General features: G+C 40.7%; 26 protein-coding genes. 18 read left to right on the forward strand and 8 right to left on the reverse strand.

What is annotated here, in order from left to right:
• Position 1 precedes the first annotated feature (1 nt).
• From LZF95_RS23505 to LZF95_RS23515, 3 genes are all read right to left on the reverse strand, one after another.
• On the reverse strand, positions 2 to 1,573 hold the full coding sequence (locus LZF95_RS23505; protein WP_233757786.1) for a type I restriction-modification system subunit M: 1,572 nt from the start codon (positions 1,571 to 1,573) through the stop codon (positions 2 to 4).
• Positions 1,566 to 2,132 (reverse strand): hypothetical protein, encoded by a 567-nt coding sequence (locus LZF95_RS23510; RefSeq protein WP_192085360.1) that lies wholly within the window; start codon positions 2,130 to 2,132, stop codon positions 1,566 to 1,568. Before LZF95_RS23510 ends, LZF95_RS23505 begins: the two co-directional genes overlap by 8 nt.
• 440 nt (positions 2,133 to 2,572) lie before the next feature.
• Positions 2,573 to 3,016, reverse strand: a complete 444-nt coding sequence (locus LZF95_RS23515) for a hypothetical protein (RefSeq protein WP_233757788.1) — start codon at positions 3,014 to 3,016, stop codon at positions 2,573 to 2,575.
• 301 nt (positions 3,017 to 3,317) lie between these two features.
• Here LZF95_RS23515 and LZF95_RS23520 point away from each other — a divergent pair, with 301 nt between their 5' ends.
• Together LZF95_RS23520 and LZF95_RS23525 are read left to right on the forward strand one after the other, a co-directional pair.
• Positions 3,318 to 3,566: a hypothetical protein gene (locus tag LZF95_RS23520; RefSeq protein ID WP_233757789.1), complete on the forward strand. Its 249-nt coding sequence runs from the start codon at positions 3,318 to 3,320 to the stop codon at positions 3,564 to 3,566.
• 119 nt (positions 3,567 to 3,685) lie between these two features.
• Complete coding sequence (locus tag LZF95_RS23525) at positions 3,686 to 3,985, forward strand: DUF3892 domain-containing protein (protein WP_233757790.1); 300 nt, start codon at positions 3,686 to 3,688, stop codon at positions 3,983 to 3,985.
• A gap of 143 nt (positions 3,986 to 4,128) precedes the next feature.
• Here LZF95_RS23525 and LZF95_RS23530 read toward each other — a convergent pair whose 3' ends face one another.
• The 3 genes from LZF95_RS23530 to LZF95_RS23540 all read right to left on the reverse strand — a co-directional run bounded on the left by LZF95_RS23530 (position 4,129) and on the right by LZF95_RS23540 (position 7,997).
• Complete coding sequence (locus LZF95_RS23530; protein WP_233757791.1) at positions 4,129 to 5,607, reverse strand: Fic family protein; 1,479 nt, start codon at positions 5,605 to 5,607, stop codon at positions 4,129 to 4,131.
• A 519-nt stretch (positions 5,608 to 6,126) separates the two neighbouring features.
• On the reverse strand, positions 6,127 to 7,113 hold the full coding sequence (locus LZF95_RS23535) for an ArdC family protein (RefSeq protein ID WP_233757792.1): 987 nt from the start codon (positions 7,111 to 7,113) through the stop codon (positions 6,127 to 6,129).
• Between the two features lie 413 nt (positions 7,114 to 7,526).
• Positions 7,527 to 7,997 carry a JAB domain-containing protein gene (locus tag LZF95_RS23540; RefSeq protein ID WP_233757793.1) on the reverse strand — a complete coding sequence of 157 codons (471 nt, stop codon included), beginning with the start codon at positions 7,995 to 7,997 and terminating at the stop codon, positions 7,527 to 7,529.
• A 403-nt stretch (positions 7,998 to 8,400) separates the two neighbouring features.
• Between LZF95_RS23540 and LZF95_RS23545 the strand changes: the two genes are divergently transcribed.
• The 16 genes from LZF95_RS23545 (at position 8,401) to LZF95_RS23620 (ending at position 20,346) form a co-directional block, all read left to right on the forward strand.
• Entirely contained in the window at positions 8,401 to 8,847 is a 447-nt protein-coding gene (locus LZF95_RS23545) for a hypothetical protein (protein WP_233757794.1), read from the forward strand.
• 64 nt (positions 8,848 to 8,911) lie between these two features.
• Positions 8,912 to 9,241: a DUF4134 domain-containing protein gene (locus tag LZF95_RS23550; protein WP_111612336.1), complete on the forward strand. Its 330-nt coding sequence runs from the start codon at positions 8,912 to 8,914 to the stop codon at positions 9,239 to 9,241.
• Positions 9,242 to 9,258: 17 nt separating this feature from the next.
• Positions 9,259 to 9,585 (forward strand): DUF4133 domain-containing protein, encoded by a 327-nt coding sequence (locus tag LZF95_RS23555; RefSeq protein ID WP_233757795.1) that lies wholly within the window; start codon positions 9,259 to 9,261, stop codon positions 9,583 to 9,585.
• Between the two features lie 62 nt (positions 9,586 to 9,647).
• Positions 9,648 to 12,110, forward strand: coding sequence for a TraG family conjugative transposon ATPase (locus LZF95_RS23560; protein WP_233757796.1), 2,463 nt, complete (start codon positions 9,648 to 9,650; stop codon positions 12,108 to 12,110).
• A gap of 10 nt (positions 12,111 to 12,120) precedes the next feature.
• Complete coding sequence (locus LZF95_RS23565) at positions 12,121 to 12,825, forward strand: conjugal transfer protein TraI (RefSeq protein WP_233757797.1); 705 nt, start codon at positions 12,121 to 12,123, stop codon at positions 12,823 to 12,825.
• A gap of 12 nt (positions 12,826 to 12,837) precedes the next feature.
• Positions 12,838 to 13,485 carry a hypothetical protein gene (locus tag LZF95_RS23570; protein ID WP_233757798.1) on the forward strand — a complete coding sequence of 216 codons (648 nt, stop codon included), beginning with the start codon at positions 12,838 to 12,840 and terminating at the stop codon, positions 13,483 to 13,485.
• A gap of 11 nt (positions 13,486 to 13,496) precedes the next feature.
• Complete coding sequence (locus LZF95_RS23575) at positions 13,497 to 14,123, forward strand: TerB family tellurite resistance protein (protein WP_233757799.1); 627 nt, start codon at positions 13,497 to 13,499, stop codon at positions 14,121 to 14,123.
• Between the two features lie 26 nt (positions 14,124 to 14,149).
• Positions 14,150 to 15,373: a conjugative transposon protein TraJ gene (gene traJ / locus LZF95_RS23580; RefSeq protein WP_233757800.1), complete on the forward strand. Its 1,224-nt coding sequence runs from the start codon at positions 14,150 to 14,152 to the stop codon at positions 15,371 to 15,373.
• 11 nt (positions 15,374 to 15,384) lie between these two features.
• The gene (traK, locus tag LZF95_RS23585; RefSeq protein WP_233757801.1) at positions 15,385 to 16,002 is read left to right on the forward strand and encodes a conjugative transposon protein TraK; all 618 of its coding nucleotides are present in this window, start codon (positions 15,385 to 15,387) and stop codon (positions 16,000 to 16,002) included.
• Between the two features lie 2 nt (positions 16,003 to 16,004).
• Positions 16,005 to 16,328 (forward strand): hypothetical protein, encoded by a 324-nt coding sequence (locus LZF95_RS23590; RefSeq protein ID WP_192085375.1) that lies wholly within the window; start codon positions 16,005 to 16,007, stop codon positions 16,326 to 16,328.
• On the forward strand, positions 16,325 to 17,632 hold the full coding sequence (gene traM / locus LZF95_RS23595) for a conjugative transposon protein TraM (RefSeq protein WP_233757803.1): 1,308 nt from the start codon (positions 16,325 to 16,327) through the stop codon (positions 17,630 to 17,632). The genes LZF95_RS23590 and traM overlap by 4 nt, the downstream gene beginning before the upstream one ends.
• A gap of 10 nt (positions 17,633 to 17,642) precedes the next feature.
• Positions 17,643 to 18,500, forward strand: coding sequence for a conjugative transposon protein TraN (gene traN, locus LZF95_RS23600; RefSeq protein ID WP_158530593.1), 858 nt, complete (start codon positions 17,643 to 17,645; stop codon positions 18,498 to 18,500).
• Positions 18,501 to 18,565: 65 nt separating this feature from the next.
• Positions 18,566 to 19,345, forward strand: coding sequence for a hypothetical protein (locus LZF95_RS23605; protein WP_233757805.1), 780 nt, complete (start codon positions 18,566 to 18,568; stop codon positions 19,343 to 19,345).
• Between the two features lie 111 nt (positions 19,346 to 19,456).
• Positions 19,457 to 19,741, forward strand: coding sequence for a hypothetical protein (locus LZF95_RS23610; protein WP_192085379.1), 285 nt, complete (start codon positions 19,457 to 19,459; stop codon positions 19,739 to 19,741).
• 41 nt (positions 19,742 to 19,782) lie between these two features.
• The gene (locus tag LZF95_RS23615) at positions 19,783 to 20,040 is read left to right on the forward strand and encodes a helix-turn-helix domain-containing protein (RefSeq protein ID WP_233757807.1); all 258 of its coding nucleotides are present in this window, start codon (positions 19,783 to 19,785) and stop codon (positions 20,038 to 20,040) included.
• 12 nt (positions 20,041 to 20,052) lie between these two features.
• A complete protein-coding gene (locus LZF95_RS23620) occupies positions 20,053 to 20,346 on the forward strand; it encodes a hypothetical protein (RefSeq protein ID WP_233757809.1) in 294 nt (97 codons plus the stop codon).
• Between the two features lie 397 nt (positions 20,347 to 20,743).
• Here the strand turns inward: LZF95_RS23620 and LZF95_RS23625 are convergent, their stop codons facing one another.
• Together LZF95_RS23625 and LZF95_RS23630 are read right to left on the reverse strand one after the other, a co-directional pair.
• Entirely contained in the window at positions 20,744 to 21,805 is a 1,062-nt protein-coding gene (locus LZF95_RS23625; protein ID WP_262912313.1) for a PepSY domain-containing protein, read from the reverse strand.
• An 81-nt stretch (positions 21,806 to 21,886) separates the two neighbouring features.
• The gene (locus tag LZF95_RS23630) at positions 21,887 to 24,268 is read right to left on the reverse strand and encodes a TonB-dependent receptor (protein WP_233757812.1); all 2,382 of its coding nucleotides are present in this window, start codon (positions 24,266 to 24,268) and stop codon (positions 21,887 to 21,889) included.
• Positions 24,269 to 24,863: the final 595 nt, after the last annotated feature.

Genomic DNA, 24,863 nt, shown 5'->3' on the forward strand with positions numbered 1-24,863 from the left:
TTTATCCTTTTAGCAACTCATTGAGGTATTCGTCCATCTTAGCCTGAACAATCTTCAGCTCTCCTTCCAACTTTTTAATTTCCTGCTGGACTGCCTGGATATCCACTTCAGGTTCCTCCTCAAAGGTGTCCACATATCGTGGAATATTCAGGTTAAAGTCATTCTCCTTGATCTCCTCAAATGTGGCCACATAGCTGAATTTATCCTCTACCACACCAGGCTGGGATTTACCTTCATTAAAATTCCGGTAGGTATCTACAATATGCTTGATATCCGAATCCCGAAGCTTATTTTGATTTTTGGCAGAAGCATAATGCTGAGAAGCATCTATGAATAAGACGCTCTTACCCTGCTTTTTATCCCGGTTGAAAATCAGGATTGCTGCTGGAATACCCGTTCCAAAAAATAAGTTTGCAGGAAGACCGATCACTGCTTCCAGCAGATTCTCCTCAATGGTTTTCTGTCTAATACGTCCTTCAGAACTGCCTCGAAAAAGTACTCCATGAGGAACAACCACTCCAACCTTCCCCTTTCCCTCATAGGTCGTTTCGATCATATGGGTGATAAATGCCCAATCGCCTTTACTTTTTGGTGGCACCCCTCTCCAAAAACGATTATATAGATCCGTTTCAGGATCCCAAGTTACCGTAGTTATTTCTCCATCTTTATCCTCGATTTTCCCCCATTTATCCAAGGAGAAAGGTGGATTAGCAACCACAGTATCAAACTTCATCAGAGAATCTCCTTCTTTCAGTTTAGGATTCCGTATGGTGTCTCCCCATCTGATGGTAGCATTATCAAATCCGTGCAAAAACATATTCATTACCGCCAAAGCCCAGGTACTACCATTAGCTTCCTGACCATAGAGCGAGAAATTAGACGAACCAACCTCCTGACCTGCCTTGATCAGCAAGGATCCAGATCCACATGTAGGATCACATATCCTTGAACCTGGAGCTGATTTAGTCAACTTAGCCAACAAAGTCGAGACTTCACTTGGTGTAAAGAACTCACCCGCCTTCTTTCCTGCATCGGAAGCAAAGTTGGAAATCAAGTACTCATAAGCTCCCCCAATGATATCTACCCCAGAAAGATGAGATGGCCTCAAATCCAACTCAGGCTTATTGAAGTCCAAAAGTAGATTTTTGAGTCGGTTGTTTTTATCCTTTGGCTCTCCCAATACACTGCTATTGAAGCTGATATTTTTAAAAATCCCTGCTCCATCTTCACTATACAGCTTTTGGCGATTGGCTTCTTCCAGGTCCACAAGGGCAATATCTATCAACTCTCCAATATTTACCGCATTTCTGTTGGCATACAAATACTTAAAATGGCTATGCTCTGGAACAATAAATCGCTCGTGACGCATGGCTCGCTTTGCACGCTCTTGGTCTCCGTGATATTTTTTTAAGTATTCCTCTTCTGTGTCATCATTCACATCACTCAGGTATTTGACAAAAAGCATGGTCAACACATAATCCTTATAGACACTGGGGTCAATGCTTCCACGGAACGTATCACAGGCTCTCCAGACCGCGTCGTTGATGTCTTTTTGCGTTATTATTTTACTCATATTGCTGTATAATAGTATTTAAATCCTGCTCAAAACTCAGCTTCTTTAATCGCTCTATCTTTGAAACCAGATCATTTTCTTCTTTTTTTAATTTACTTAATGCGACCAACTTTTGCTGGATTCCCCTTGGAATCATCACAACTTCAAATTCCTCCAATTGCTTTTTACTTATTGAGGGAATCGAAGTCCCTTTAGCGACTCCTTTCAAATATTCCTGACTATGCCTCGAGTTAAGAATCAAGGTAACATACTCAGGATCCACCGTTTTCTCCCAAATAGAAATAATCAAAAATGATGTGGAAGCTATCGCAGGCAAGTTCCGTGATTCATAGACAGCTGCAAAGTTCTTCAATCCTTTTGCTGAAAATAAGATATCTCCAGGCTTCAATACATGTTTCTCCGAAATATCCTGCCATTGAACGTCTGGGAAAAGCTCGGAGTCAAGCTCGCCATCAGCATTGAAATGCTTAGCTTGCAAGTAAACCAAATCACCTTGAGCCTGGGGTTTTAGAAAAACACCGGATTTTATGGACGCTATATTTTTGAGTGCTTTTTTCAATTTTATTTCTTAGTACATCAATTACGATTTTACATAGTTAAGGAGAAATTCTTAAAAAAAACACAAAATGAAAAATTTATTTTTAAGTACGCGTATTACTAAAAAATGAAATTAAAATTCTAAACGAGTATTTGATTAAAACTAAAAATTATGGTCAATAGAAAGTAAAAGTCCACCAATACGTCTTATTGATCTGTTTGGTATTCTGCAAATCAAATAACCCTCATGTTTATCCGAAAAAAGAACTGCCTTCACATCCTCCACGGAGGCTATTCTAGAATTAGTTGGTATCAGCTCCTTGATCACTAGATCCAGATCACCAGCTATTTCTTTGGTGTGTTTTATTTTTTTCTATATGAATGACCTCTACTAGTTTATAATTCAAGCTAGTGAGCCAACAATCATTTTGCTTCAAAATCCAGTTTAATATAAACCGAAAGCTACTTCTCTGCTTCTGAATACTTTGCTCGGCCTACTAAGGGTTCGGAAATGATGAAATCAACAGAATCACCACTTTTATAACTGGATGCTTTACATGAAAAACATAAAAATGATATGGTTTGCCCTGATTCCATTTTGACAATCACATTATATGCATCTTCTCTATAATGAGTAAATGAAGACATCATACTAGGATGATCAGAAAACATTGACGGCGGCCCCACCCATTCACCCTCAGAAAAAGAATATCCAACTACAGTTCCTTTTGCAGTGTATGAATTACCCAGTAATTCATTTGTAATAATTACAACTAGAACAATAATAGGGAAAAGGATGAAAACCCTGAAAAACGAAATATTTAATGACCTTGTTTCTGAATCAATCAATGCGATTTCCCTATCTCTTCTATCCTCCCAATCAGAATAACCTTTTAAACACCTCATTACTAATTATCTATGACCATTTAAATATAAGATAGTTTTTGAGAAGAGACCGTTAACACTTTAATAATTCAACAAACTCAGTCTCAAATTCCGGGATGACTTGTTCGGGGAAATTTAGTACCTTTTTAAACACCAATACAAAAGAGGCATTGCCCCGAAGATTATGGCGAACACACGGCCCATCCCTTATTTTTCAAAACCACTGAGACAGTTTGGTTCAAAAAGAATTTAAAACAAGGCAGAACCAAATTATTAACTCAAAGTCATTCGATATTGCGATAAGAATCATTTCAAAAATCGCATGTACAACTGGGCAGAAATATGTAGTGAATTAAAAGGGATCGAGAAGCGTGTGGAAATAAAAGTAAGCTTGATTATAAGCGCAAATCCAGATCCATTCCCTTTTGATCGCTTTAAAAAGGCGCATGAAATTGCATCTCTTTCCAGAGCCATCCGAGGGTTTATTGAGCAGGATAATGAAAAGGATGGTTCTATTCTCCTACAAATGCTTCTGGAAAAGGGAGTAAAACTAAAGTCGGTAAGGGAATAGAGCGAAAAAAAATCATTATACCATTTGCACTCCTACTACAGAATAAATCAGCATTTGGTAGACGAACTAATGCTTCCTCTATATTATTTGACATATTTATACGAGAATAGATTAAACACATGAGAAAATTAATCGTCCATTTTATACAAAAGGATTCCAAGAGTAAAGATTCAATTCTTATCCTGAAGATCGGAGGAGTCAACAATACTGGTCAGCGATGGGCTATCAGTACCAAAGAGGCTATTGAAGGGATACGTTCCGGGAGTTGGGAGTTATTTGTTTTAGCAAACAACAATGAAATCCCTGTGCGAATCAAAGAGACCGAAGACACACCTCCGATATTATTTGCCCAGGGAGACGGTTACCTCCACAACATACTGGAAGACCTACCGGAAATCAATTGGGAGGAAATTCTTTAATCTGATAATCCTGAATAATGCCGGTTGCCATATGTCCTTACCTAACCCTAGGTAATACAAAGTACAGGATAAGGAAGAGTCCTTGCCGCAAATAGTATCCGAATAGGTGCAATTGGATGTAGCTATCAATAGTTACTGGGCACTTAGCCAATAATTCTTAATTTTCCCTCTGTATGTTCCAAAAAGGCATTGCTTTGTTCCAACAGTGCCTGCATTTTGTCCATGTCTTCGCTTACAATCGTGGCGCTAAATTCATGGGTGCGGGAAAGCATTCGAATATAGGGCTTAGGATCACTTTGTCTGGTTAATTTTCTTAAGGCTCCCAAATAATCCTCCCTATACACTGTTGGTATTATTATTTTGGATTGCATTGCTTTTGTTAGCTCAGCATTCATCATTACCCTGGCCACACGCCCGTTTCCATCCAAAAACGGATGAATTTCGCTGATAACGAACATAATATAGGCTGCCTTCGCAAATGGGTGCTTTAGTGCTTGGTAAAAGTCAAAACTTTTGATCAGCGTTCCCCTTACAAGTGAAGAATCAACAAATTCAGTTTGACCGGCATAATTATTAATATGCTTAAAACTTCCGGGATTCTTATCTGCCCTAGCAGATAAGAATAGCTGGTGTCTATAACTCAATATGGTAAGTAATTCCTCCGGTGAATTGGGAGTAGTACTCATTTCGCTCTTATTTGAGACAATCCTGTAAGTCCCCAAAACGTCATGCGAATCTTCATTTCTATTTACAAGTGGTTGTTGGGTCTGGATAATTTGCTTTGCCTCCGCCACTTCGAACACGGTACCCTCGATGTAATTAGAAAAATAACTTTCAAAAAATGCAAAATTCCTGTACGACTTGTTACTGAGGTTTTGCTCTTCCCTGTATTTGAATTCCTGTTGGGCCAATTCCTGAAACAACATTTCGAATAAACTAATCCTGGCAGGATCATAAGGATTACCAAATGCACGTGCGGCGGCTACCGGAGATTTTAATATAGTTGCCGGATGGGTTGTCAGTAGTGCGCTGATTATCTTGTTTAGTTTATCAAACTCAGGTTGCATAGTTAATTCCTTCGCTAGGATCCTAGCCCGGTCTCTTACTTTATTCAGCTCCTGTTCTCCGTTTACCCTTATAATTTGTTCCAGACGATCTTCTATTTCAGGAAATGTCAACGTTTTTGAATCAGGCCCCGGTCTCCTTGAGACTTGAAGGTTCTCCAAAAATGCCCGTTCACGTTGGGAAGCATATAACTCCCCAGATAATGGGCTGTCTCCTTCTATTGGCCCGTTACCTTTCAAAAAGTGGATCATTATGCCCGGCAATTCAATTTTCTTGGTGTATTTATACGTCAGAAATATCTGACCTGCATTCGTAGGCTTAAATTCCAGCGCAGAACGATGGCTTAATACTGCTCCTGGATATAATTTCCCAAGAACAGAAAACAGATTTCTTCTTATGATAGCTGCTGGGCTATCCTCGAAATTAGCTGAATATAATCTAGGTGCAATTTTTCTGATTTTACCTTCTTTTTCCAGTTTTGAAACAAACCTGGAGATAGTTGGATCAGAAGAGCTATATATAATTTCCTGTAAGTGGATTGGGATATTTTTTTCCATTATAAATCAGGTTCAAACTCAATATTATAAATATTTTCCATTATAAATAACTATTAGACAAATATTTTCTATTATGATAAAAATTGTCCTTGCAAGTTTTTTCCAATACATGAGCGATTCTAACTAGAAATGTTAAATATTTTCAGTTATAAAGGTTCAAAATAAGAATATTTTCCAATATAGATAGATCATCCCAGCTTGAACTCCTAAGTACTTACCTAAGAAAACCATCATAAGTTTCCACCACTAAACAATTCCAACCAATCTAAAAAAACATCTTTCGGTAAACTACTGAAAAGACAAACACCCGTAATTCTTCACTAACTCTTGCGCTTCCATGGCCACATTGAATTTTTCAATTCAGTAAGTCACGTGGCCATTGGTAGCATATGTTTTCATCTTTTACCCTTCGAAAGATCCACCAACTGCTCAATAGCTTCAGTTTTAAATACGGATCTTTTATAGACCAAACCCTTTTCAGTATCCAGCCATGACCAAAAAAGGGGTTGCCCCCTCTTTCTAAAATGGACACTCATTGAGAATATAATCGACTGCTTTCTGCGCTTTGCTAGCTGCGTCTATTAGTAGATGTTTGTCGTTCCGAAGTTCCTTTAACCAGCTTTGGATATACGCTGCTGAGTTTTCCAGCAGATTTTCATCCAATATCCCTGTGTAGTTATTTAGGTAACCTGCCCCCATTTCCGCCAAAAGTTCTTCTCTTGCATACCCGGAATCAGAAAATGAATGTGGGTTTGTGATTTCTGTCCTATTAAGTCTCGAAGAATGCCCTGTCGCATGGCAAAGCTCATGGTAAAGCACTCCAAAATAGGCTTCGCTCGATGGAAACAATTTCCTTTCCGGCATGGTAATTTGATCAAGATCCGTTCTGTAATATGCCATGGAACCTTGATGAATCAACTCGGGAGGCCTTACCATTTCTGCATAAATTTTCTGGCAGGCCTCATTTTCCAGTAACTGGGTTTTAAGTGATGCCTCTGGAAACTCCCAATCGATCCCCTCTATCTGTTCTATGGGAAAGACCTTGAATTCTCTGAGAAATCCGGATCTACCGACCTGTTTGAGATCATAGAAGTCCAGTTTGCTCTCGGGAATCGTCTTCCCTGTCTTCTTGTCCCTGAAGACAAAGTTCCAGAAGCAGATGGGAAGAGCCTTTGCACCCTTCTTAATTTTACCACCTAATGAATTAGCCTGTTTGAAAGTCAGGTAATACGGATACTGATGCCCACAGGATAATAACAGCCAGAGGTTAATCCCTTTATAAGGTTTCTTGGTGAGGTAATTACAGGGCAATCCCATCTCATGCCAAGGTTGCTTCCAGGGAATCACTCCCTGTTCCAGTTTCTCAATAATCAGATCGGTAAACTTCTGATAGATATCCGATGATCCTTTTGTTTTTACTGAGTTTACAGCCTTACTTGAATAGGCCTCCCTGTTCTTCCTTCTTACAGGTGTCTCACTTACTGATCTTTTTACTTCAGTCTTCATAGCTATTGTGTTTTGGTTTGACAAATACTTATGAAGCTGCACCAGCCTGAGCCGGGCACTAAGTGCAAGAGGAATCGGAATAAACCAGCAGGGGCGAAAGCATGGGATTTATGCCGAAGTCTCTTGCCTCGTGTGACCGGTTCTGGCTAAATTGGCTGAAGAAGGAATAGAAAAAATTAAAGTTTTACTGTAGGCTCACACAATACCCCTAAAGAACCATTACACTAAAGAACCCTCAAAATTGCATTTGAAAAACTTGCTCTATATGACTTACTGCTTTGAAATAGGTCAACTTATTGAAATCACAATCACATTTTTATCGTATCTAAAAGCAAAAATGACTTTGAATAAAAACATACGTACTGATCGAAAATGAAAAACGGAGTTGAATTCAGAAAAATAAAAAAGGAAGCCTAAAGCTCCCCTTCATCTGCAAAGGAATAGTATCCTTCAGTTGTCATAATCACATGATCCAGCACTGGGATATCCAGAAGGTTTCCAGCCTGTTTGATTCGCTGGGTTAATCGCTTATCCTGTTCTGAAGGTCTCAGATTCCCTGAAGGATGATTATGAGCTATTATTACTGAACTAGAATTTGATTTGATGGCTGCCGCATAGACTAGTTTAATATCTACCACTGTACCAGCTGTACCTCCAGAACTGATAGTTACTATCCCTAAAACTCTATTAGCTCTGGATAGCAGCATCACTTTGAAATCCTCAACAAACTCTATCCTGTCCTGATCCCAGGCTTGGGCAAACACTTCATATACCTGTCTGGAACAATCCACCTTCGGTCTTTGACTGCTTTTAATCTTGGCACTGTAGCTCAGCTTAATCTCAGCTACTTCAAACAAATCAATTTTTCTTTCTTGGGTCTCCATAATCTTTTTCGTTTTTGTGGAACAATGAATTATGAAGCTTCATCAGGCCGTGGGCGACAAAGACCGGAAGGCAAAGGAATAAAAAGCGCAGCGCAGCAAGCGGCTTTATGCCGGAAGCTTTCGGTCGCCCAGAGCCCAGAGGACTAACTTTGTGAGGAATTCAGAGGCCAAAACTCTCATTTTTTTTGCTATCAAATTCCCTAGAATAAATCCCAATTAACCATCTAGATATATACCTAGCAATTGGTTAAGGTGTCAGTAATTACACATTCCCCAATCCAAATACTTTCATTATTTTTTTTTGGTAGCTACCACATCGGTGTAAAAACCAGGAATTTACCATACCCACATTTGCTTCTGTCAGCGAGACAAATCAAGGACGCTGACTCAAAACAGTCGCACTATGTTGGAAGCAATTACCTGGAACACATACTTCAGCACCTTGGCAGTAGTCATAGCGGCTTACTATATAACCATACTGGTAGCACACTATCCACAAGAATTTCGCAGCCTGCTTTCCGGCAGGATAAATAAGATCAGTCAGAACCGTCAACAGGAAGAGGAGCAGGACCACAGGAGGATTGATGGAAAGCCTACTGATCATTTTGAAGAGTTGGAAGCAACAGTTGCGGAATTAAGCGGCATCCTCGGGAAGGCGGGGCAAAATAGGATAAGCAAGGAAACATTGCTATTGCAGCTGATCCAGATGCTGTCAAACCACACCGGGCTTCGGGAGCCCGCCTACCGGGTTGCCGTTATCAATTTCATTTTAGAAAACGCTGAAAAGCAGTGCAGGATTTCCTTCAGCGAAACAGAACTCGAAGAAGCCTGGGCTGCTCATTCTCCTTAATTCCAATCAAGCATAACCCTCCCAAAACTTTACAGCATCACAACAACCACTAAATAAAGCAAACATGAAAAAGAACCAGCAACTCCTTACCTCATCCAAGTCAAGAGCAGGCCTATCTGCCCTACTGCTAGTTTTTTCTACACTGACTGCAAAAGCCCAGGATGGTCTTGCAGGAATCAACGAAGCCAACCGACAGGTTCGAAGCTACTTTGATGCAGGCACTAGTCTGATGTATGCCATCGGCGCTATTCTGGGATTGATCGGCGCAGTTAAAGTTTACCAAAAATGGAATGCAGGCGACCCGGACACCGGAAAAGTTGCCGCTGCCTGGTTTGGAAGCTGCGTGTTTCTCGTGGTAGTCGCCACAGTCATCAAGTCCTTCTTTGGGGTATAATCAAAACTTACACACCCATGGGAACTAGCATTTATAAAATCAATAAAGGCATCAATAAGTCCATCGAATTCAAAGGATTAAAAGCCCAGTATATCTGGTACCTCGGTGCCGGTGTGCTGGCACTACTTGTCAGCTTCGCCATCTTATTTATTCTTGGGGTAAATCCCTTTATCTGTCTGATCATTATCACAATCTCAGGATCAGTTTTAGTCGTCAAGGTCTATCAACTCAGCCATAAATATGGGGAACACGGCATGATGAAAAAGCTTGCCCACCGTCAGATCCCGCATGGCATCCGCATCAAATCAAGAGGAATCTATCGGAAACCCAGAACTAAAAAATAGCCCATATACGCTAGTCAAACCCACAAAAACCCTCATTCCCAAAGAGAAAATTAAACCAATCCATGGAAAGACTACTTGAAACCCATTTTCCTATCCTGAGTATAGAGCAGGACTGTATCCTTTCCAAACAAGGGGATATCACGGTAGCTTTCCAGGCAGAACTTCCAGAGATCTTTACCTTAAGTAATCAGGAATACGAAGCCTTTCATCAGGTGTGGATCAAGGCTATCAAATCACTTCCCAAGCACAGTATTCTACACAAACAGGATTGGTTTATAGACAGCCGCCATCAAGCTAATTTCATGGAATCCGAAGAAAGCTTTCTGCATAGAAGTAGTGAGCGTTTCTTTCACGAACGTCCCTATTTAGATCATTGCTGTTACCTATACTTAACGCTAAGTCCTAAAAACAGGAAGGTTTCAAGCAGCCTGTTTTCCACCCTACTCCGCTCCCATATTGTACCTGAGGAATTGATTCTTGCTGACACCATTCCCAACTTTCTGGATACCTGCGGACAGTTCGAACGCATCCTGACCGACAGTGGATTTGTTCATATAAAGCGACTAAAAGAACTCGACATTTACAGCACTCGCACCCAAAAGGGAATACTGGAAAAATACTGTAGTCTCTCGGAATCCAAGGAACCAACATGGCTTTCAGACATCAACTTCAAACCAAGCCTAAGCATTGGTAACAAGCACTGCCGTTTATTCACCCTTTCCGATGCCAGTGATTTGCCTTCACTTTGCGGAAGCAGAATCAACTACGACAAATACAGTACGGACACTACCAAATTCAGCGTAGGCTTTGCCTCAGCACTAGGTCAACTCTTACCCTGCAACCATATCTACAACCAGTACATCTTTATTGAAGATGTACAGCAAACTCTAAAAAGACTGGAATCCAAACGGCTCCGTCTCCAGTCACTTGCCAATTACAGCAGGGAAAATGCCATTGCAAGGGATGCTACCAATGACTATTTGAATGAGGCGATCAGTGAACAAAGGCTACCTGTAAAAGCCCACTTCAATATCCTAACCTGGACAGAAGATCCACTACAGATCCCTGATATCAAAAAGCAGGTTGGCGCTGCCCTCTCCCAGATGGAGGCTACTGCAAGGGAAGAAACCGTCGGAGCTGCCCAGATCTTCTGGGCAGGAATTCCTGGTAACAGTGCCGACTTTCCGATGAATGATAGCTTTGACACCTTTGTGGAGCAAGCCAGTTGTTTCCTAAATCTGGAAACTGGCTATCGCAACTCGCTCAGCCCATTTGGAATTCGATTGGGAGACCGGCTCACCGGAAAGCCAGTTCATGTGGATCTATCCGATGAACCTGTGAAAAGAGGCATCTGCACCAACAGAAACAAATTCATCCTTGGTCCAAGTGGTAGCGGCAAATCCTTTTTCACCAATCACATGATCCGCAGTTATTACGAGCAGGGAACGCATGTAGTCCTTGTGGATGTGGGGCATTCCTACAAAGGACTCTGTGATCTGGTCGGAGGTTATTACTTCACTTATGATGAGAAAAACCCCATCCAATTCAATCCCTTTTACATTGCTGAAGGTGACCAGCTGGATACCGAAAAAAAAGAAAGCATCAAGACGCTGCTGCTTGCACTCTGGAAAAAAGACAACGAAACATTCACGCGTAGCGAGTATGTAGCGCTATCCAATGCCTTAAAAGGATATTATGAAAAATTGGCTTCAGATTCATCCCTGTTTGCGAGTTTCAACAGCTTTTACGAGTACGTGAAGTCAGACTTTCTGCCTCTTCTTCAAATCGATAAAGTCAAGGAGAAGGATTTTGACATCAGCAATTTCCTTTATGTGCTTCGCCCCTATTACAGAGGGGGAGAATTCGATTACCTCTTAAATGCCACCGAGAACCTAGACTTGCTTCAGGAGCGATTCATTGTCTTTGAACTGGACAATATCAAAGACCATCCTATCCTATTCCCAGTGGTGACCATCATCATCATGGAAGTCTTCATCAACAAAATGCGAAAGCTCAAAGGCATCCGCAAACTGATTCTCATTGAGGAAGCCTGGAAAGCCATTGCCAAGGAAGGCATGGCTGAATACATCAAATACTTATTTAAAACAGTCCGAAAGTTCTTCGGGGAAGCCATTGTAGTCACCCAGGAAGTCGAGGATATCATCAGCTCCCCTGTGGTTAAGCAAGCAATCATCAACAACAGTGACTGCAAGATCCTACTGGATCAGTCCAAGTACCAGAACAAATTTGATCAGATCCAAGAACTCTTGGGCTTAACTGACAAGGAACGGGCAATGGTACTTTCTGTCAACAAGGCAAATGATCCCAATCGCATCTACAAGGAGGTATTCATCAGTCTGGGTGGAATGCTCTCCAAAGTGTATCGTACCGAGGTATCCAAAGAAGAGTACCTCTCCTATACGACTGAAGAAACCGAGAAAATCAAGGTGATGGATTATGCCCATCGATACGGCTCCATACAAAAAGGAATAGCAGCACTTACAGTAGAACAAGTCCAACACTAAAAACACAGCCATGATTAGCTCCCATAAAAACATCCGCCGTACAGTCCTGCTCACGGTACTTTGTGTAGCATTTATCCTTCCGCCAACCCGGACTCAGGCGGCAGCAGCAATTCCTATTGTAGAGATAATTAAGGCTGCTGTCAAGAAAGTCATCGTTGCAGTAGATCTTCAAATTCAGAGGCAGCAAAATAAAGTCATCTGGCTACAGAATGCCCAAAAAGTATTGGAAAACACCATGTCCAAACTCAAGTTAGATGAGATCTCCAGCTGGACAGAAAAGCAACGCGAACTCTACGAAAAATATTTCGACGAGCTCCAACAGGTCAAGTCAGCGATTTCCAGCTACCATCGGGTACGTGACATCGCCCAAAAACAAACACTGATTGTCACTGAATACAAAAAAGTCTGGGCAGTAATCCAGCAGGATGATCATTTCACCATCCTGGAAAAAGAGTACATGGGGCAGGTGTATGCCGGAATTCTGGGAGCTACTGTAGAAAACCTGGATCAACTGTCAATCCTTATCAAATCATTTACCCTTCAAATGAGTGATGGGGAAAGACTGACCCTACTGAATGAGACTGCTCTACAGGTAGATCAAAACTACCAGGACTTGCTCTCATTTAACCGCAGCAACGGACAGCTGAGTCTACAACGGGCGAGAAGCAACACAGAGATTTTACACATACAGCTACTCTACGGGATCCAACCCTAAATCCCTATTCCTATGAAAAAGCTACTTATTTTCCTTTACCTCATCGCTGCGGCATTGCCAGTATCAGCCCAGAACTTCCAGGAATGGTTTCAACAAAAGCAGACCAAAAAGAAGTATCTGGCCGAGCAGATCTTTGCATTACAATCCTACCGTACTGTCCTTAAAAAAGGTTATGAGGTTAGCCAACAAGGGCTCAGCTTGGTCAGTACCATCACAAATGGAGATTTTGATCAGCATAAGGATCATTTCCAGTCTTTTGAGAAGGTAAGTTCTAAAGTAAAAAACCATTCAAACACCCGGCAAATAATAGGATTAGCTTCAACTATTCAACGGGTGTCAAGACAATACCAAAAGCAACTTAGCTCACTCAACCAACTTAATGAGTCTGAAGAAAATGTGGTCAGCCATGTTTTTTTAAACATTCAAAAAGAAACTGGGCAACTGCTCACTGAGCTACAAGCCCTTTTGCATAACGGCGAACTCAGCCTGTCTGATTCAGAGCGCATCATTAGACTGGAACAACTCCTCCTGCACATGCAAAGCATCTATTCCTATACAATGCGGTTTGGACAGGAAGCCATTCAATTATCCAGCCTTAGAGAGCAGGAACTAAACGGGATTAGCCAAGTAAGAAACTTTCATACCCATGATCAACTCTAACCTACTCAACCATGAAAAAATTACTGATACTGCTTTTCCCGCTCATTTTCACGATAAACCTTCAGCCAGCATCTGCACAGGCAGACGAAATTGCTCAGTTACTACTGAATGTCACCAAACTGAGCCAGCTCAAGCAAATACTCAGCGATCTGGAAAAAGGATACACCACACTGAACTCCGGATATTCACAGATTTCAAATATTGCGTCAGGAAATTTCACAATCCATGAAGCCTTCCTGGATGGATTGTTAAAAGTAAATCCAACTGTAAAAAACTATTACAAAGTCACAGAAATCATCCGCTTTCAAATCAAGCTGGTGAAGGATTATAAGTCGGCCTTTACGAAACTCAAAAACTCAGGTCAGTTCACGAGTAGGGAAATCTCTTACCTCTCTTCAGTGTATAACAATCTCTTCAAAAAAAGTCTGCAACAGCTCGACGAACTAACCTTAGTCTTAACTGCAAATAGACTTAGGATGTCAGATGAGGAACGCTTGGCAGCCATTGATCAGATACATACCCACATGCAAGACCAGCTGATTTTTCTAATTGCATTCAATCAGGAGAACCAGGTTCTGGCAATGAGCCGAATCAAGGCAAATCAGGAAGTAAATGGAATCAAAAACCTCTATCAATAAATAGGGAACTAAGCTCAACCATCGCCATGAAAGTAATTCCTAAATCCATAGCTATCATTTTATTCTCCATCCTTCTACCACTGACTACTCAGGCCCAGGTGGGCTATGATAGAGGACTCCATGGCGTGTTGGAAGACCTTTACTCTGAGATGATGCCATTATGCAGTCAATTGATCAGCGTGGCTCAGGGAATTGCTGCCTTTGGAGCTTTATGGTATATCGCCTCCAGAGTCTGGCGATCCATAGCAAATGCTGAGCCCATAGACTTCTATCCCTTGTTCCGGCCATTTGCCATCGGCTTTTGTATCCTGCTATTCCCATCTGTTCTTTCCCTGATCAATGGAGTGATGAATCCAACTGTCAACGCTACAGCCTCGATGATGGACAATTCCAACCAAGCTATTGAAAACCTTCTGAAGCATAAAGAAGAAGTCGTTAAAGGGACTATTAAAGGCCAAATGTACCGAAGTAATTACAGGGAGGGGGATTATGAAAAATGGTTGAAATACACTCAGGGTTTGCCTGAGGAAGCTACTGCTCCGGAGGAAAGTTTTTTAGAATCTTTATGGAACAACGAACTTTTCTCAAATGCAAAATGGAGCTTCAATTTTAAACATTGGATTAAACAAGCCCTTGCTGAAATATTGCAATTGCTATTTGAAGCTGCCGCGCTTTGCATCAATACCCTGAGAACCTTTCAGCTGGTTGTTCTATCCATTCTGGGTCCCTTGGTTTTCGGTCTATCTGTCTATGATGGATTCCAGCATACTCTTACGGTCTGGCTTGCCCGCTATATTAATATCTACCTCTGGCTACCCGTGGCCAATATCTTCGGTGCCATCATCAGCACCGTACAGGAAAAAATGCTCGTGCTGGACATAGGACAAATCGAAAGCACCGGGGACACCTTCTTCTCTGCCACAGATACAGGATACCTGATCTTTTTGGTGATCGGTATCATAGGCTATTTCTCAGTACCCTCAGTAGCCAACTACATTGTCCATGCTGCTTCAGGTGGAACACTTCCGCATAAAGCATCCAGCTTTTTCACTCAAGCTGCATTCAGCACTGTTTCCATGGCCAGCTCCGCCGCCAAAATAGCTACAACACGAGGATCAAGTATGTCTGCTGATTCCTATGGAGATAAGGCAGGAAGCATGAACCAGTCCATGGCTTCACGTGGTACGGCTGCCGGTTATTTCAAGGATGGCAGTGATTATCAATCCAGCAAACTTAAAGGCAACTCTTAATCTTACTACCCATGTTCAGCAAACCAAAAAACATAGACACCGCCTTTCGACAAATCCGGTTATTCACACTTACGATAATCCTCGGTTGTCTCCTCTTTTCAGGTTTCACCCTCTACAAGAGTCAGCAATTGACCGCATCGCTTCAGCAAAAAGTCTACATCCTGGCCAATGGAAAGGCTTTGGAAGCTTTTGCAACAGACCGCAGGGATAATATTCTAGTCGAGGCAAAAGATCATATATCCGCCTTTCATCGGTATTTCTTCACACTCGATCCTGATGAAAAAGTCATCATCGCCAATACAGCCAAAGCACTCTATCTGGCAGATGCTTCTGCAAAACGTCAATACGATAACCTGACGGAAAGCAATTACTACTCAAATATCATTGCAGGGAATATCAGTCAGGAAATCAACATGGACAGTGTATCCATTGATCTGCAGCAAACCCCGTCTTACTTCCGGTATTATGGTACCCAACAGTTGACCCGGACAGGCTCCATCGTTACCCGAAAAATAGTAACTGAAGGTTACCTGCGCGAGGTGTCCCGCAGTGATAATAATCCTCATGGTTTCCTGATCGAAGGCTGGAAGACATTGGAAAATAAAGATACACATATTCAAAACCGCTAAGCATGAATACCCCTCAAACACATCCCAATCCCATCGAAGCAGTCCAAGAATTTGGGCAACTCCAAGCCCAAAAATTCGCGGAACTGCTCCACCACAGAACTGAGAAACTCAGTCAAAGAGCTAAATACCTATACTTAATTCTCTTTCTCCTCATTTCATTAAGTGGATGTGCCTACCTGCTTGTTTTTAAAAGCTCCTCCTTTTCTCCTCCAACAGAACCATTACCAACAACCAACCTCCCCTACTTTCCTGATTTGGGAAATTCAAATTCCGATCCCGACAGTCTCACTTCAAACCCTAACACTTCAAAACAATATAAACCATGACTAACACAACAACCCAAAAACAACAGCAGAAACGAAAATTTCTTCTAATGCTACCCCTGCTCACAGTACCCTTTTTGACTTTTACATTCTGGGCTCTCGGCGGTGGAAACGGGATAGCAACTGATCCTATGCAAAGCCAGCAAAGTGGAATCAACATGGAGCTGCCAGGTATTGCAGATAATAAAACCCAAGTACTTGACAAGCTAGGGCATTATAAAAAGTCCCAAACAGACTCTGCTAGATTTCTACAGGCAGTAAAGAATGACCCGTACTATCGCATGGCTTATAAACCGGAAAAAAGCACCGGTATTGAAGATCAACTAACTGATTCCCAATCCTTGGAAAATGGCAGGTTGGGAAGTGTTCCTATGGCTGAATTTCAGGACCCGAATGAACGGTTAATTATGGAAAAACTGGAAACACTCAACCAAATGCTTATGGAAGACCCGATTGCTGAAGTTCACGATAAAAAAGTTGAGACAAACCAACTCACTCAAACTGCCGGTGATCCAACGCTTAACGCAGACTTGGATCGCTTAGATCACATGATGCAGCAGATGCAGGCAGGCAATGCAAGCTCAGATCCTGAAATGCAGCAAATGAGCCAGTTACTCGAACAGATTCTGGACATACAGCATCCTGAACGTGTACAAGCCAGAATACGCTCCAACCAGATCCAGCAGCAAAACCAGGTATTTAGTGTAAACCCAATTTCTAATACTCAACATATTTCCAGTTTAGACCCTACTGAGGCAGCTACTGTAGGAGAAATAGAAACGGCAGGGAGAAATGGCTTCTTTGGCTTAGAAAGTCCAGACGATATAAACGAGCAGTCAAACTCCATTAAAGCTGTAATCCATGAAACACAAACACTGACATCAGGAGCTACAGTGAAACTTCGGTTGACTGAGGCAGCAAGTATCAATGGATTAACTATTCCCAAAGATCAGCTGGTATATGGCACCGCTTCACTCAACGGAGAACGTCTAAAAATTGAAATCCAGCACATTCGGGTACATGACCAGATTCTACCCGTGGCTTTGACAGTTCATGATGCAGATGGAATGGAAGGAATTTACATCCCAGGATCACTATCAAGAGAAGTGACTGCACAAGCTAGTGATCGGGCAATTCAGGGATTTGGGATCAGCACATTCGATACCTCACTGGAAGCTCAGGCTGCAAGTGCGGGAATCGAAACGGCAAAAACCTTCTTAAGCAAAAAGACCAAACTGATTCAGTTTACGCTAAAAGCAGGTTATCAGATCTGGCTCAGTGATGAAAAAACCAACGCTAACTTCTAAATCCAATACTATGAAAAGCGATCAACTCACAAAATGGACAGTCACACTAGTGCTTGTGGGAATAACTTCTCTGGTTGGCAATAGAGTAAAAGCCCAATCAAATTCATCCTTTACTACGCAAGCAATCCCTTCTGTTTCCTTACAGATCAGCGAGCAGCTCACTACCAACCTGATTTTCCCGCAGGCCATCAAAAGTGTGGACCGAGGTAATCGAGAAATCATGGTTCAACGTGCAAATTCCGTTGAAAACATCCTTCAGGTGAAGGCTGAAACAAGCGAAATGAACAATAGCAACCTAACTGTGATCACATCGGACGGTAAGTTTTACTCATTTAAAGTAAGTTATTCAGCAAATCCCCAACAGCTCAATTTGACTGTAATTCCAGGTTCCAAAAAACCTGCAGCTGAGTTCCCAAAGGGAACATCCAATGAAGTGGCCGTTTTAGAAACAGCTCAAAAAGTAGCTGTAAAAAACAGGCAAATTAAGCCGATCAGACAACGTAAATACATGACCGGGCTAAGTCTGACCGGTATCTACATCGAAGAAGACCTACTCTATTTTCAGATCAGGCTGGAGAACCAAACCAATATTACCTACGATGTGGAACAGTTCCGCTTTTTTATCCGGGACAACAGAAAAGACAAACGAACAGCAGTACAGGAACTGGAGCAAATCCCCATTCAGATTCTTGGCAATACAGCACAAATTCCTGCCCAATCAACCCAGACTATAGTAGTCGCACTTCCCAAGTTTACCATTCCAGACCAAAAGCATTTAGGAATTGAATTAATGGAACAACAAGGCGGAAGACATTTGAAAATAAAAGTCAAAAACAACCACATTATCCAGGCAGCTGTGGTAGAGTAAGATTCCTTACCTACAGAAAAACCAATCAATAAATCTTTATCAGTTAACCACAAACAACATAGATCATGAACGAGCAAAATTTCGATTACCTCAAAAACCAGGTTAAGTACACCGGATTCGGCGAAGCTTTGGAGCCTCAATTAAAAGAAAAGATCAGCAAGGGAGAATCCAATTTCACGCTAAATCATCAAGCAAATTTTGGAGGGGATACCGTCAATTCAAACCTGCATTTTCGAAAGTCAGAAATGACTGATATGTATTTCTTTAACAAGTACGATCTGAGTCTGACCAAATCCGGACAGGATGAACCGGCGATCAATCAGACCTTTTACATCGGCAAGGACAACAACATCACATTGAAGGAAGGATACAATCTGTTGGACGGACGTGCAGTAAACAAAGATCTGGTAAACAAGGAACAGGAAAAGTATAATGCCTGGGTCCAACTGGACTTTAAGGAAACGGATAATCAAGGAAACTTTAAACTAAAGCAGTTCCATGAGAATTACGGCTTTGACCTGCAAAAGGCCTTGGAAAAGCACCCGATAAAAGAACTTGGTTATCCTGAAGACCAAAGCAAGCTGATGGATTCCTTAAAAAAGGGAAACCGACAATCGGTAACTTTTATTGGTAGTGAGGGCGAACAAAAGCGCTATGTAGAAGCCAGCCCACAATTCAAAAATGTGAATACCTACGATTCAAATCAGGTACGCACCTCAGAAACTATTCGGGAAGGCAAAAGTGAATCACAGAGCAAATCCCAAAAACAGGAAGTCAATGAAGAATCGGATGAGAGTCCCAAGAAGAAGACACGAAAAAGGAAAAGTGCAGGAGTAGCAGGTTAATTCACCCAAAATGGAGCAGATGAAATCAAGCATGACAGAGAACGCAATACATTATAAGTATTACTTAGCTTGCAAGATTCCATCTGACCATTTAAAAAAAAGCATGTACAGATGAAAGAAGCATTGGAGGAATTTATGGCAGGGATTGAGAAAGATCCCAGAATATGCCTTTCCCATATCGGGGTTTTCTCCGTGCTGCTTCATGCACGTGAAGAATATGGAGGTACTGAACCCTTTCCAATAAAACGGGAAGAGCTGATGAAAGCTGCTAAGATATCCAGCACAGCCACCTACTTCAAAATCATCCGGCAACTCCATGAGTATGGCTACATATGCTACCTGCCAACGTTCAACCGTATGAGTCAAAGTCGGGTCGCATTAGCTAAAGAACCTTAAAGTAACCAAGCCTAAGTCAATTCAATTTCAATTCCAAGACCATGGAAACCATCACTAAAGAAGATTTGGACACCTTACGATTTCAGCTATTTGCAGATCTCAAAAAATTACTGGAAAAACCAACTGAGAATAAACCAAACGAAAAGGAATGGCTAAGAAGCCGGGATGTAAAAAAAATGCTGAGTATTTCCGATGCAGCCTTACAGAATTTACGGATTCGGGGACTATTGCATCCTGTTAAAATCTCAGGCCTCTATTACTACAAATCCGAAGAGTTGAAATCTTTATTCAAACAATAAAAGTAACCAGTTATGAAAGTTCTTCAAATGGAATATTATGTCGATAGAATCGTAAAAGAAAGGGACATCAAACCGTCCAGAGTAGCTGTGTTTCTGGCCATGCTACAACTCTGGAAAGAACAAAAGAGATGCAGTCCATTTCGGGTATCCAGGCGAAAAATCATGAAACTATCGGGAGTCAAAAGCATCGTCACTTACCATAAATGCATCTCCGAATTAAAAGATCGAGGGTTGGTAGAATATAATCCTTCATATCATCCGAAATTGGGGAGTGGGGTGAGATTGAAGTGCTTAAAGGAAAACTAAAACAACATTCTCCAAAACTCCAAGAGACAATAACCTTCCATTCGAAACTATATTTTATAAAAAAAATTAATCCATCTCCGTAGGAACAAAGTTTAGGTTGAGCGGATTACTTACTAGATAAAAAATCTAATATTCTTTAATAATTAAGACACTGGTTTTACTGGAAATTCTTTCAACAGCTTATTAATTTCCATGGGTACAGTTTCAAATTTATTTAACAAATTGAAATTTCACCTTTTCGCTGGAATCAAATTATTCAGTATAAACTTCAGAGAAATAGAGGCAAATTGAATGATGACAAAAGGATTATTTGATCGCAAATTTGAATCTATATTAGAGTAACATGTTATTTGGGTAAGCAAACTTCTATCCTTTTATTAGGGAATATATCCATCCTCTATTTTTTTGAATTATGAATTTTCCAACCAGAAACCAGCAAAACTAAAGGGATAAATCCTGATATAAACACTAAAAAACGACCAACTATCCCTCCGATTTCACCAATATGGATGGGGTAGAATTGACCGGCCATTTGTAAGCTTAAGGGATCATTAGGAAAATCTGATAGTGTAAGGACGCTTCCATCTTGATGCAACTCCATTTCCTTGGTTTTTCTTAGTCCTGTTTGAATTTCCCGACGCTCTATCAATCTTATTTTATATTTCCCATTTCCATCCACAAGAAAATATATGGCTCGAATGAAGTAAGTTTCATCATAATGAGTTAAGTATTCACCAATTGAATGATAAGTCGGTAGGCTATGATCTACGTAAATTTGATTCACTTTTTTAGGCAAATCAAAAACCTGCATGACTTCTTTGTAAGAAGAATTGAAGGTAAAATATGCACCTGAGAAAGCCATAAAACCTAATGGAAGGAAGAAGAAAATTCCCAGGACTTTATGCAAATTATAATTAAAAAGTCTTTTTGGCGAATTCCATTTCAGTTTAAATCCACTTGACACCTTCTTTCCATAGATATCCCACCAAATTTTCAATCCAGACATTAAAAGGAGGAACACAAAAATCAAGGCGCTGGTACCGATGATATATTTACCATAATCGGCTATTCCCAAGGTCCTGTGGTAAATCAATAATTTTTCGAAAAATTTAATTGAATTCGATTTTTCACCGAGATACGTACCCGAATAAGGATGAAAATACTCCGTTTTTCCATCTTTATAATCGATTGAAATAGTTTGCTGCTCTCTATAAGGCAAATGGATTTGACTGATTTCCCCTCCCCTTTCTTCAATCAGGGACTTCATCGTATTCAACAGCCAACTCTCATCAAATTCCTCCTTTTGCTGGATTTCCAATAAATCAGAATTTAAAAATGCGGAAATTTCGGGCTGCCATACATACATGGAACCTGTTAAACCCGAGAATGATGCAATCAATCCGCAAGTTATTCCTAACCAGAGATGGAGTTTTCTATTGAATTTCTGGAAGCGTGTCAATCTGATTTCTTAATAACAAAACCCAAAGCTTAATAGGCTCTGGGTTGAATTAAAACATACTTGTTGTTTATCAATTTCTGTTTAGAAATTGTATTGCAGGCTTAACTTCGCATTGATCCCTTCCCCTGTTCCAGAAAAAGTCTTTAAAGGAGCTGCCCATTGTGATCTGGCTGGCAAATAAAACTCCTTCAACAAATTATTGATAGCCAAAGAAAGGCCTAGATTTTCTAGCATTTGATAGTTAGCAGACCAATTTACAAGAGTATATCCTTCTACTGGAAACTGGGTATGTCTATAGGTATAATTTCCGGCTCCATCCAGATATGGATCAAATCGATCTCTATCTCCCAAAGAGGTCATCCGAAGTGAGGTACTGATTTTATCACTTGGGTTGTAGGTAACATAGGCTGTCAATTTGGGAGCATTAATGACATCACCGCCAAGGTAGGTTAAGGTGCTTCCACTGCCAGTACTTTTGTTGACCCCTTCTACATAAGAATAGCTCACTCCCAGTAGTAGTTTACTGTCAAAAGCTCTATAGTCCAATGCAACTTCAGCCCCATAGATATTCTGTGGCTGTTTTGAGGGAACAAAGGAATTAATGGATTCGTCAAATACCACCCCGGTACCCAAATTTGACGTACTATAATATCCCACTGCCTCCAGTTTGAAATTATTGAACATGGAAGTAAACCCAAATTCAAAATTCTCAGTCACGGCCGGCTCGAGCTGAATATCGTTGATATTAGATGCCGTAGCAGATCTCAAAACAGAGCCTAAATCAGAGATAGAGAAACCCTGAGAATAACTAACATATGGAATAAATTCCTGATGCTTAATAAATCTAAGCCCTGCGTTAAATGATAGGTTATTAAACCCAATGACACCTCCTTCGACTGCTACTGAAGGAGTAAAATTACCGTCGCTAAGGGCAGAATATGGAAGGGTATTATAATCATCAATATTCAATCGCATATCATCATACCTCATCCCAACTTTAAGCACCCAATTTTGGTCAAACTTGACGGTAGATTGCAAATACGGAGCCCAACTGAACATATCAATATTGGGAACCCATAATCTACCATCGAGAAGTCCTTGGTTCGTTTTGTCATTCAATAAATCCAGACCATAAATCAAAGTAATGTTTGTGGAGCCTTTGGTTGGGATATTGGAGGTGAAATTTGGTCTGATACCGAATTTTTCTGCATTGATCACAGATTGCCCTCCATTCTCGAATTTGTCTGAATAAAAGAACACATTTTTGGTGTTCTGATAATATAGATCGGTGGCAAAATCGGTGGAACCTCTAAAAATCGAGTAATAGTTATACGTTAACTGTCCATTGATCAATTTTGAGCCAGTTGGATCCTCTCCTTCAATGGATCCCTCGACTCCGTATCCTGGAGTTAAGGTATAATCACCATTCTCCTGCACCTCAAAACTCGCTGGAACAGGTATAAAAGGAGTGTCCTGACGTGAATTATAAATATTCCCTCCCAAAGTAATTGACTGTTTATCTGATAGCTGATAGTCAATTTTCGCTAATCCGGTTACGATTTGGGTATTATCCAATCCATAAGTTGGCAGGATCACATCACCATTTGCATCGTATTTATTTCCAGTTTGTTCAAAACTACCACTTACTAAATAGCTGAATTTATCCAATTTCCCTTTTAGGGATTGGTAAACCCCATATCCCAATGCATCCTTGGTTTTAGCTAAATTGGACGTGCCCCACAGACTTGTGGTGCCTTCGATTTTTCTTGAAGCATTCGGTCTTTTGGTAATGTAGTTGATAAACCCTCCGTTTCCTCCGTTACCAAAAATTGAAGTAGCTCCTTTGATCACTTCTACTCTGCTAATATCCAAAGGACTGACAGATTTGATTCCGAGTTGCCCATTTCTCAAAGGTGAAGATTGGGGAATCCCGTCGACCATTACCAATAGGGAACGACCTCTCAATGTTTGCCCCCAGTTGGAAAAAGTACCTGTGGAAACACCCAAACCTGGAACCGTAAATTCCAGAATTTCACTGATATTACTTGTAGATTGACTCAGGTCTTCCAACTGTTTTTCATTCACAACAGTAACGGAAGCGGGGATTTCCGAAAGAAATTCTGAATGCCTGCTCGCAGACACGACTATTTCATTTAGGTTGGCTAGATCTTCCATAAGAACCTGAAACCACTCTAACTTTCCTTCACCATCAACTGAAATTTCCACTACTTCTGTCAAATAACCGATCATACTGAATGAAACCTTGTACGTTCCTTTGTCCAATCCTGCTATTTCAAATTTACCAGTATGGTCCGAGACTGCTCCTTTTTGCAAAGATTGGACATAGACACTAACCCCAATAAGTGGCTGATCCTTTTGATCGGTTATTTTTCCAGTTAAGACAGATTGGGAGAATGCGCTAATTGAGAATAATATCGCAACTATTGTTAAACAGTATTTCATTTTTATTTAGACTTATTACAAATAGTACACAAATCTATAGTCGAAAATTTAATAAACAAGATTCAAATAAAACAAAGCTGATATCTAGGGCATAAAAACCTCTTTATCAATACGTTTAATTTTATTCTAATAAAAACGAAACCTTGAAACATTAACCATTATAATTGAATTCTTCTAAGGCAGACATTATAAAGAACAAAGTAAGCCACCTAAAAAGGGCAGCTTTGAGAAACTAAACTCTAACCAAAAGAGCTGAATAGTATAATAGACTACACTGCACCGAACAATGCCCATGAAGAATGAACAACCAGAAGCACGCCCGCCAATAGCCACCTGTTACCGAAACGAACTCTAAATAATAACTTAAACATAGTGCCTAACCACAGGACGGTGTGATTGTGGCAAGGGCAGTGAAGAAAAAATACTTCCCGTAGGTGTGGAGATTTTTTTGAAACTGGCGTAGCGAACGAGACTGTAATCTAAACTCTGTCTAAGACTTTGAATTTTAGTTAAAGTTTATAAGATAGAGCAGTATGAAAGAAGAAGAAACAGCATTCAAGAAGAAAGTATTAAAACAGTTTTTATCAGGAGAGAA

This window comes from Algoriphagus sp. AGSA1, from assembly GCF_021390545.1.
Lineage (GTDB): Bacteria > Bacteroidota > Bacteroidia > Cytophagales > Cyclobacteriaceae > Algoriphagus.

What these genes read in the sequence shown, in the direction of transcription:
- LZF95_RS23505 (WP_233757786.1), bottom strand. Translation starts at nt 1,573, where the DNA reads ATGAGTAAAATAATAACGCAAAAAGACATCAACGACGCGGTCTGGAGA.
- LZF95_RS23515 (WP_233757788.1), bottom strand. Translation starts at nt 3,016, where the DNA reads ATGAGGTGTTTAAAAGGTTATTCTGATTGGGAGGATAGAAGAGATAGG.
- LZF95_RS23520 (WP_233757789.1), top strand. Translation starts at nt 3,318, where the DNA reads ATGTACAACTGGGCAGAAATATGTAGTGAATTAAAAGGGATCGAGAAG.
- LZF95_RS23525 (WP_233757790.1), top strand. Translation starts at nt 3,686, where the DNA reads ATGAGAAAATTAATCGTCCATTTTATACAAAAGGATTCCAAGAGTAAA.
- LZF95_RS23530 (WP_233757791.1), bottom strand. Translation starts at nt 5,607, where the DNA reads ATGGAAAAAAATATCCCAATCCACTTACAGGAAATTATATATAGCTCT.
- LZF95_RS23535 (WP_233757792.1), bottom strand. Translation starts at nt 7,113, where the DNA reads ATGAAGACTGAAGTAAAAAGATCAGTAAGTGAGACACCTGTAAGAAGG.
- LZF95_RS23540 (WP_233757793.1), bottom strand. Translation starts at nt 7,997, where the DNA reads ATGGAGACCCAAGAAAGAAAAATTGATTTGTTTGAAGTAGCTGAGATT.
- LZF95_RS23545 (WP_233757794.1), top strand. Translation starts at nt 8,401, where the DNA reads ATGTTGGAAGCAATTACCTGGAACACATACTTCAGCACCTTGGCAGTA.
- LZF95_RS23550 (WP_111612336.1), top strand. Translation starts at nt 8,912, where the DNA reads ATGAAAAAGAACCAGCAACTCCTTACCTCATCCAAGTCAAGAGCAGGC.
- LZF95_RS23555 (WP_233757795.1), top strand. Translation starts at nt 9,259, where the DNA reads ATGGGAACTAGCATTTATAAAATCAATAAAGGCATCAATAAGTCCATC.
- LZF95_RS23560 (WP_233757796.1), top strand. Translation starts at nt 9,648, where the DNA reads ATGGAAAGACTACTTGAAACCCATTTTCCTATCCTGAGTATAGAGCAG.
- LZF95_RS23565 (WP_233757797.1), top strand. Translation starts at nt 12,121, where the DNA reads ATGATTAGCTCCCATAAAAACATCCGCCGTACAGTCCTGCTCACGGTA.
- LZF95_RS23570 (WP_233757798.1), top strand. Translation starts at nt 12,838, where the DNA reads ATGAAAAAGCTACTTATTTTCCTTTACCTCATCGCTGCGGCATTGCCA.
- LZF95_RS23575 (WP_233757799.1), top strand. Translation starts at nt 13,497, where the DNA reads ATGAAAAAATTACTGATACTGCTTTTCCCGCTCATTTTCACGATAAAC.
- traJ (WP_233757800.1), top strand. Translation starts at nt 14,150, where the DNA reads ATGAAAGTAATTCCTAAATCCATAGCTATCATTTTATTCTCCATCCTT.
- traK (WP_233757801.1), top strand. Translation starts at nt 15,385, where the DNA reads ATGTTCAGCAAACCAAAAAACATAGACACCGCCTTTCGACAAATCCGG.
- LZF95_RS23590 (WP_192085375.1), top strand. Translation starts at nt 16,005, where the DNA reads ATGAATACCCCTCAAACACATCCCAATCCCATCGAAGCAGTCCAAGAA.
- traM (WP_233757803.1), top strand. Translation starts at nt 16,325, where the DNA reads ATGACTAACACAACAACCCAAAAACAACAGCAGAAACGAAAATTTCTT.
- traN (WP_158530593.1), top strand. Translation starts at nt 17,643, where the DNA reads ATGAAAAGCGATCAACTCACAAAATGGACAGTCACACTAGTGCTTGTG.
- LZF95_RS23605 (WP_233757805.1), top strand. Translation starts at nt 18,566, where the DNA reads ATGAACGAGCAAAATTTCGATTACCTCAAAAACCAGGTTAAGTACACC.
- LZF95_RS23610 (WP_192085379.1), top strand. Translation starts at nt 19,457, where the DNA reads ATGAAAGAAGCATTGGAGGAATTTATGGCAGGGATTGAGAAAGATCCC.
- LZF95_RS23615 (WP_233757807.1), top strand. Translation starts at nt 19,783, where the DNA reads ATGGAAACCATCACTAAAGAAGATTTGGACACCTTACGATTTCAGCTA.
- LZF95_RS23620 (WP_233757809.1), top strand. Translation starts at nt 20,053, where the DNA reads ATGAAAGTTCTTCAAATGGAATATTATGTCGATAGAATCGTAAAAGAA.
- LZF95_RS23630 (WP_233757812.1), bottom strand. Translation starts at nt 24,268, where the DNA reads ATGAAATACTGTTTAACAATAGTTGCGATATTATTCTCAATTAGCGCA.